The 7965-nt window shown below is 73.5% G+C and carries 5 protein-coding genes; 1 reads left to right on the top strand and 4 read right to left on the bottom strand.

All coding sequences use genetic code 11. The annotated features are described in order from the left end of the window. Positions 1 to 138: 138 nt before the first annotated feature. The 4 genes from AC068A_RS25920 to AC068A_RS25905 form a co-directional block, all read right to left on the bottom strand. Complete coding sequence (locus AC068A_RS25920) at positions 139 to 1578, bottom strand: sugar porter family MFS transporter (RefSeq protein ID WP_478588645.1); 1440 nt, start codon at positions 1576 to 1578, stop codon at positions 139 to 141. A 243-nt stretch (positions 1579 to 1821) separates the two neighbouring features. Then, on the bottom strand, positions 1822 to 5736 hold the full coding sequence (locus AC068A_RS25915; protein WP_478588644.1) for an AAA family ATPase: 3915 nt from the start codon (positions 5734 to 5736) through the stop codon (positions 1822 to 1824). 169 nt (positions 5737 to 5905) lie between these two features. Next, the gene (locus AC068A_RS25910) at positions 5906 to 6121 is read right to left on the bottom strand and encodes a hypothetical protein (RefSeq protein ID WP_030162422.1); all 216 of its coding nucleotides are present in this window, start codon (positions 6119 to 6121) and stop codon (positions 5906 to 5908) included. A 371-nt stretch (positions 6122 to 6492) separates the two neighbouring features. Further along, the gene (locus AC068A_RS25905; RefSeq protein ID WP_385193248.1) at positions 6493 to 6774 is read right to left on the bottom strand and encodes an acylphosphatase; all 282 of its coding nucleotides are present in this window, start codon (positions 6772 to 6774) and stop codon (positions 6493 to 6495) included. Between the two features lie 135 nt (positions 6775 to 6909). Here AC068A_RS25905 and AC068A_RS25900 point away from each other — a divergent pair, with 135 nt between their 5' ends. Then, on the top strand, positions 6910 to 7881 hold the full coding sequence (locus AC068A_RS25900; RefSeq protein ID WP_478588643.1) for a CAP domain-containing protein: 972 nt from the start codon (positions 6910 to 6912) through the stop codon (positions 7879 to 7881). The last annotated feature ends 84 nt before the right edge of the window (positions 7882 to 7965 follow it).

The following is a 7965-nucleotide window of genomic DNA, read 5'->3' as shown; positions in this document are numbered from 1 at the left end:
TATTGGGGGGGGGGGAGGGGGGGGGAGTGGGGGGTGGGGCGCCGGGAAGCGGGGGGAAGGACGTGGTGCCCCGGAAGGCAAGGAGCTGAGCCGGGGCAGCACCCGGTGCGAGAGGAGTGGGGTTGTTGGCGGGGGTGGTTACCCCATCTCCTCCAACGCCTTGCCCTTGGTCTCCGGCACCCACTTGAGGATGAACGGGATCGAGAGCAGGGCGAAGCCGGTGTAGATCATGTAGGCGTCGGACAGGTTCCAGTCCGACAGCGTCGGGAAGGTGACGGTGACGACCCAGTTGGCGACCCACTGGGCGGCTGCGGCGACGCCGAGCGCCGCGGCGCGGATCCGGTTGGGGAACATCTCGCCGAGGAGCACCCAGACCACCACGCCCCAGGACAGGGCGAAGAAGAGCACGAAGGCGTGCGCGGCGACGAGGGCGACGGTGCCCTGGGTCTCCGGGATGGAAATCTCGCCGGCCACCTCGGTCTTGTACGAGAACGCCCAGGCGGCGGCGCCGAGGGAGACGGCCATGCCGGCCGAGCCGATCAGGGCGAGGGGCTTGCGCCCGATCCGGTCGACGAAGACCATCGCGATCACGGTGCCGACGATGTTGATGATCGACGTGGTGAACGAGTAGAAGAACGAGCTGCTCGGGTCGATGCCGACGGACTGCCACAGCGAGGAGCTGTAGTAGAAGATCACGTTGATGCCGACGAGCTGCTGGAAGACCGACAGGCCGATGCCGACCCACACGATGGGCAGCAGGCCGAAGCGGCCGCCGAGGAGGTCCTTGAAGGTGGACTTGTGCTCGGACTGCATCGCGTCCTCGATCTCGCGGACGCGCCCGTCGAGGTCGGCGCCGGAGCCCTCGACCTCGGCCAGCACCTTGCGGGCCTCGTCGGTGCGGCCGACGGAGATCAGGAAGCGGGGCGACTCGGGGATGACGAAGGACATCAGCCCGTAGAGCACGGCCGGGACGACCATGACGCCGAGCATCCACTGCCAGGCCTCGAAGCCGGCGATCTCGCCGCGCTGGTCGCCGTCGGCGAGCCCCAGGATGCCCCAGTTGACGAGCTGTGAGACGGCGATGCCGATGACGATGGCGGCCTGCTGGAACGAGGCGAGCCGGCCGCGGTAGGCGGGCGGGGAGACCTCGGCGATGTAGGCGGGGCCGATGACGGAGGCCATGCCGATGCCGAAACCGCCGATGACGCGCCAGGTGGCGAGGTCCCACAGGGCGAACGGCAGGGCCGAGCCGAGGGCGCTCGCCGTGAACAGGACCGCGGCGATCTGCATGCAGCGGATCCGGCCGATCCGGTCCGCGATGCGGCCGGCCGTCGCGGCGCCGAGGGCGCAGCCGATCAGCGCGGCGGCGATGACCTGGGCGAGGGCCTCGGAGCCGATGTCGAACCGCTCGCGGATGGCGACGACCGCGCCGTTGATGACGGAGCTGTCGTAGCCGAAGAGGAAGCCGCCCATCGCCGCGGCGGCGGTGATGAAGACGACGTGCCCGAGGTGGTCGGGGTGGGCGGCGCGCCCGCGGTCCGGGGCCGGCGCCGGGGCTGCGCTCCTGCTGCTGCTCAAGGTGTGCTCCTGCGTGCGCCCGGCTGCGGTGGCGGGCGGGGTGGGTGGGTTTGCTTCCGGTGGCGCACAGCCGAAGATCCGGCACCACTCGAATGGATATGGCGGCGGAGCGAGCCTATGTGTTCAGTTCTTGAAGTCAATAGGGGGGAGGAACTCCACGGAGCGAGAAACGGAGCGAGAAGGATGGCGAGATGCCCGCCAAGCCTTTGGGGCGCGACATTCACTTCTTGAAGCTAATGGGAGTCAGCGCAACCGCTGGCTGATCACTTTGGAGACGCCGTCGCCCTGCATGGAGACCCCGTAGAGGGCGTCGGCGACCTCCATCGTCCGCTTCTGGTGCGTGATGACGATCAGCTGCGAGCTCTCCTGGAGCTCCTCCATGATCCGGATCAGCCGCTGGAGGTTGGTGTCGTCGAGCGCCGCCTCCACCTCGTCCATCACGTAGAACGGACTCGGCCGGGCCTTGAAGATGGACACCAGCAGGGCCACCGCGGTCAGCGACCGCTCGCCGCCGGAGAGCAGCGACAGCCGCTTGACCTTCTTGCCCGGCGGCCGGGCCTCCACGTCGACACCGGTGGTCAGCATGTTGTCGGGGTCGGTGAGGACCAGCCGGCCCTCGCCGCCGGGGAACAGCCGCGAGAAGACCCCCTCGAACTCCCGGGCGGTGTCCCGGAAGGCCTCCGTGAAGACCTGCTCGACGCGCTCGTCGACCTCCCGTACGACCTGGAGCAGGTCGGCGCGGGTCTTGCGGAGGTCCTCGAGCTGCTCGCTGAGGAAGCGGTGGCGCTCCTCCAGCGCCGCGAACTCCTCCAGCGCGAGCGGGTTGACCTTGCCGAGCTGCTGGTAGGCGCGCTCGGCCGCCTTGAGCCGCTTCTCCTGCTGGGCGCGGACGAACGGGCCGGGCCGGTTGCGGGGGTGCTCCGGGTCCGCCGGCAGCTCCTCCCCCTCGGCGGGCGGGCTCGGCGGCACGGGCTGGTCGGGCCCGTACTCGGCGACGAGGGCGGCGCAGTCGACCCCGAACTCCTCCAGGGCGCGGCCCTCCACCTGCTCGATGCGCAGCCGCTTCTCGGCCCCGAGGACCTCCCCGCGGTGGACGGAGTCGGTGAGCTTGTCCAGTTCGCCCTTGAGGTCGCGGCCGCGGTTGCGGGCCTCGGCGAGCTCGCGCTCGCGCAGCGCCTTGGCCTCCTCGGCGGCGGCACGCTCCTGCTCGGCGCGGCCGAGGGAGACATCGAGGTGGGCGAGGAGCTGGCGGGCGCCGTCAGCGACCGCCCGGGCCACCCCGGCCTCGTACTGCAGCCGCCGGCGGCGCCGCTCGGCCCGCGCCCGGGCCTCGCGCTCTGCGCGGGCGCCGCGGTCGAGCGCATCGGCCCGCCCCGCCAGGCCCTTGACCCGCTCCTCGTGGGTACGCAGCTGGAGGCGGGCCTCCATCTCGGTCTGCCGGGCGTTGGCCCCGTCGGCGGCGAGCCGGTCGCGCACGGCGGTGTCCGGCTCCTCCACACGCCCGTCCCCGACGGGGTCGTTCTCCTCGGCGGCGGCGAGCCGTTCGGCGCACTCCTCCACCTCGGCCAGCGCCTGCTCCAGCGCGTCCTGCGCCTTGGCCGCGGCGGCCGCCGTGCGCTCCGCCTCGCCCGCGGCGCCCTTGGCCTGCCCGGCGAGCCGGCCGAGCTGCTGGGCCACCCCGGCCCGGGCCTGCTCCGCGGCGCGGCGCCGCTCACCGGCCTCCTCGACGCGGGCGGCGAGCTCGCGGCGCAGCTCCCGGGCGGCCTCCTGGGCCTCGCCGAGCTCCTTGCACTGCCCGTCCAGCCGGTCCAGCTCGGCGGCCGCCTCGTCGACGGCCGCCTGTACCTCGATCAGGCTGGGGGCGGCCGCGGAACCGCCGTGCGCGTGGTGCGCCCCGAGCACGTCGCCGTCGAGGGTGACCGCCACCGCCCCGGGGCGGGCCTCGACGAGCGCCTCGGCCTCCTCCAGGGTTCCGACGACGACGTGGTCCCGCAGCACCCGCGCCACGGCCCGCACCAGCCCGGGCTCCCCGTGCACGAGCTCCGAAACAGGCACCCCGGGCACGCCGGGCATCCCACCGCCGGAGTCGTCCGGGACCGACGCCGGGACGGCCGCGACCGAAGCCGGGGCAGCCGAGGCCGAGGCCGGGGCAGCCAAGCCCGGGGCCGACGCCTGGGTCGCGTCCGGGCCGGAGGCGGCCGGGGCCTGGTCCGGGGCGGCCGGGGCCTGGGCCCGATCCGGCGCAGCAGGGTACGGGGCCGGGGCCGCCAGGTCGGGTGCCGACGCGGAGACAGACGCGACCGGGGCGAAAGCCGCCGGGGCCGAGGCCGCGACCGGACCGGAAGCCGCCGGGGCCGGGGGCGTGTTCGGGGCGAAAGCCGCCGGGGCCGCGACCGCGACCGGGGCGGAAGCCGCCGGGGGCTGGGCCGGGGCGGCCGGGGCCTGGTCCGGGGTGATCAGGAAGGCCGCGCGGCCCGCGTCCGTCGCGCGGAGGTGCCGGATGGCCTCGGCGGCCGCGCCCGGCGAGGCCACGGCCACGGCGTCCGCCGCGGCACCGAGGGCCGCCGCGACCGCGGCCTCGTGGCCCGGGGTCACCGCCAGCCGCTCCGCGGCCGGGCCGAGGAGCCCGGCCAGCCGCTCCTTCGCGGCGAGCACCGCCCCGGTGCCGTCCTTCCGGCGCAGCCCGAGCGCCAGTGCGTCCCGGCGGGCCGCGACCGCCGCCCGGGAGCGTTCGGCGGCGGTGGCCGCGTCCCGGGCCGCCGCCAGGGCCGCCTCCGCCGCTGCCAGCTCCGCCCGCGCGGCCTCGTACTCCCCGTCCGCCTCGGGGTCGTCGAGCCCGCCGACCTCCTCGGCCAGCGCCTCGTACTCCGCCTGCGCGGTGCCGGCCCGCAGCTCCGCCTCGTCGCGGGCCGCCACCAGCCGGTCGATCTCCGCCTGCGCCGCCGCGGCCCGGGACCGGGCCGCGCCCAACCGCCCCGTCAGCCGGGCCAGGGTCTCGCGCCGGTCGGCAATGGCCCGCGCCGCGTCGCGCAGCCGCCGTTCCTCCTCGGCGAGGGCCCGCTCCAGCTCGGCCCGGTGCCCGACCGTGTCCTCCAGGGCGCGGGAGGCCGCCTCCAGGGCCGCCGTCAGCTCCGCCTCCTGCTCGCGGATGCGCGCCGCCTCGCGCTCCATGTCCTCGGGGTCGCGGCCCCGCCGCTCCTCCTCGGCCGGAGCGGTGGCCGACGTGACCCGTGCCTCGGCCAGGGACACCGTGCCGCGCACCCGTTCGGCCAGCTGCGACAGCTCGTACCAGGTCTGCTGTGCCCGCTGGAGCCGCGGCGTGAGCTGCCGCACCGTTTCCTCCAGCTCCGCCTCGCGCCGCAGCGCCTCGGCGAGCTGGGCCTCGGCGGCCTCCTTGCGCTCCTTCAGCGCCGCCTCGTCGGCGATCTCCGCCTCCAGGGCGGTGCGCAGCGTGACGAGGTCGTCGGCGAGCAGCCGCAGCCGGGCGTCGCGCAGGTCGGCCTGGATCACGGCGGCCCGCCGGGCCACCGCGGCCTGCCGGCCGAGCGGCTTGAGCTGGCGGCGCAGCTCGTCGGTGAGGTCTCCGACGCGTGCCAGGTTGGCCTGCATCGCGTCCAGTTTCCGCAGCGCCTTCTCCTTGCGCTTGCGGTGCTTGAGGACGCCGGCCGCCTCCTCGATGAAGGCGCGGCGGCCTCCCGGGTCGGCGTGCAGGACGGAGTCGAGCTGGCCCTGGCCGACGATGACGTGCATCTCGCGGCCGATGCCGGAGTCGGAGAGCAGTTCCTGGATGTCGAGCAGCCGGCAGGTGTCGCCGTTGATCTGGTATTCGCTGCTGCCGCCGCGGAACATGATCCGGGTGATGGTGACCTCGGCGTAGTCGATCGGCAGGGCGCCGTCGGAGTTGTCGATGGTCAGCGAGACCTCGGCGCGTCCGAGCGGCGGCCGCCCGGTCGTCCCGGCGAAGATGACGTCCTCCATCTTCCCGCCGCGCAGCGACTTGGCGCCCTGCTCCCCCATGACCCAGGACAGCGCGTCCACCACGTTGGACTTGCCTGAGCCGTTGGGGCCCACCACACAGGTGATGCCGGGCTCGAACCGCAGGGTGGTGGCGGACGCGAAGGACTTGAAGCCGCGCAGGGTCAGGGACTTGAGGTGCACGCCGCCGGACTCTACCTGTCGCTTTCGGTTTCACCCATGAAGGTGCAGGGCACGAGTGACGTCAAGGAATTCGACTCCGCAAAGGAAAGAAGGGACGCCGAAGCGTCCCTTGCAGAGCATGCGGGGCTGGAGTCGAGCGACGAGTGAGCGACGGACGAGTGAGCGCAGATCAGGTGAGCGCAGGCTCCGCCTGGGGTACGTCGATGTCGATGCGGTCCAGCAGCGAGTCTCCGTGCTGAGCGGCGGCCGCGTTCAGCGCGTCGTTTTCGGACTGAATCCGTACGAGCTCGGACTCGAGGTCCTGGACGCGCTGCTGAAGCCGTCGCATCTCGGCGAGGAGTCGCGGGTCGGAGCCGCCGACGTAACCGAGAAGCGCCTTTGCCATGATGGATGGTCCTCCACACTGAGTGACCGACCGAAGCGGTGTGGGTCGTGAGGGAATCGCACCCGCGATGTCCGGCAGCGACGGCCAGTCACTGCGCCTACTACTCCATCACTGCCAAACAGCTCAGGTGCGCGGGGCTTCCAGCGTCTCACCAAAAAGTTTGACGGTCAACACGATCACGCCCCGTATCGGCGGGCCGCCCGGCTCTCCCAAGGGATGTGGAGATCGTCCGCTGCTTCGAGCCTTCCACGCTTCGACGCCCCCGGCAACGCCTCCCCGGCCGCCACCGGGAGGCGCCCCCGGGCGAACGTGCAGATCCGGCCCCGTGCACGAGGCCCGGAGATGTGATCAGTACATGGTCATCCGAGCGGTCACCTGATCGCGAAGTCGTCGTAACCGCCGCGCGGCGTCCCCCAGATTTCCGTCACCCCGTCGACCCTCCCGGGCGTGTCGGCGGAGCGCAGCCAGTCGAGCAGCCGGTGGCAATTCTCACGTTGACCTTCGGCCACCACCTGCACTCGTCCGTCGTCGAGGTTGAGTGCGAAGCCGACGACCCCGCCGATCTCCAGTGCATTGGCCCTGGTGAACCAGCGGAAGCCCACTCTCTGTACACGGCCGCGCACCCAGGCGGTCAGGCGGACATCTTCGTTCATGCGTGAACGCTAGCCGGGAGGCCGAGAGCGGAGGGCATCGCCCCCGGGCACCGGGACGGTACAGTCACGCAGCAACGAACTCACCCATTTGGGTGCACAAAGGATGATCTTGGACTTGTGAGGAAGGCAGGACCGATGGGCGGACGCCACCGACTGCACGCCGCGCCGCGCCGCGCCGGCAAGCGCCGTACCGCCGTGCGCGCCGGTCTGCTGGGTGTCTCCGTGGCCGTGGTCCTGGCCACGGCGGCCGTCACCACCGGCATGGTGCCGGTGGGCTCCTCCTTCCCCTACGTGGGAGTCACCGCGGCCGGCTCCGCCGCCGACCGCACGGAGGCGAAGCCGTCGAGCACCCCCGGCGCCGGCGCCCCGGTCGAGCAGCGGGGCGGCCTCGCCAACCTGTCCGGCCGCGCCTCCTCCGCCCCCGACCCGGCGGCGGCCGCGTCACCCTCGGGCTCCCCGTCACCCTCGGGCTCCCCGTCGGCTTCCCCCTCCCCGTCGGTCTCGCCGAGCGCGTCCGCCTCCCCTTCCCCGGCCGCCTCGACCCCGGCGCCGGAGAAGAGCACCGCCGCCCCCAAGCCGGCCGCCCCCAAGCCGATCGCTCCCAAGCCGGCCGCTCCCGAACCCGTCGCACCGGAGCCCGTCGCGCCCAAGCCGCCCGCCGCCCCCAAGCCCACGCCCAAGCCCACGCCCAAGCCCAAGCCCACGCCCAAGCCCACGCCCGACGACGGCCACTCCGCCGAGGAGGCCGCGGTGGTGGTCCTGGTCAACCAGGTGCGCGCACAGGCCGGCTGCGGTCCGGTGCGGGCGAACCCGCCGCTCGCGGCGCTGGCCGGGGCCTTCAGCAAGGACATGGCCGTCCGCGGCTTCTTCGACCACACCGATCCCGACGGCAACACGCCCTGGGGCCGGGCCACGAACGCGGGCATCTCCGGCCTCGGCGGCGAGAACATAGCCCGCGGCCAGGGCGACGCCCAGGCCGTGATGAACGCGTGGATGAACAGCCCCGGCCACAAGGCGAACATCGTCAACTGCGAGTTCCGCACCCTCGGCGTCGGCCTCCACCTCGCGGCCGGCGGCCCCTGGTGGACCCAGGACTTCGGCTACTGAGCGGGGCTTCGGCCGCTGAGCGGCCGCCGGCACTTGCCGCACGACAGCGCAACCTGTCCGCAAGCGCTGTGCGTGGTTAAGCTG

The organism is Streptomyces sp. NPDC043854, assembly GCF_056436005.1.
Note: the sequence above shows the minus strand (reverse complement) of the source record. Positions and strands in the feature narration are given on the sequence as shown.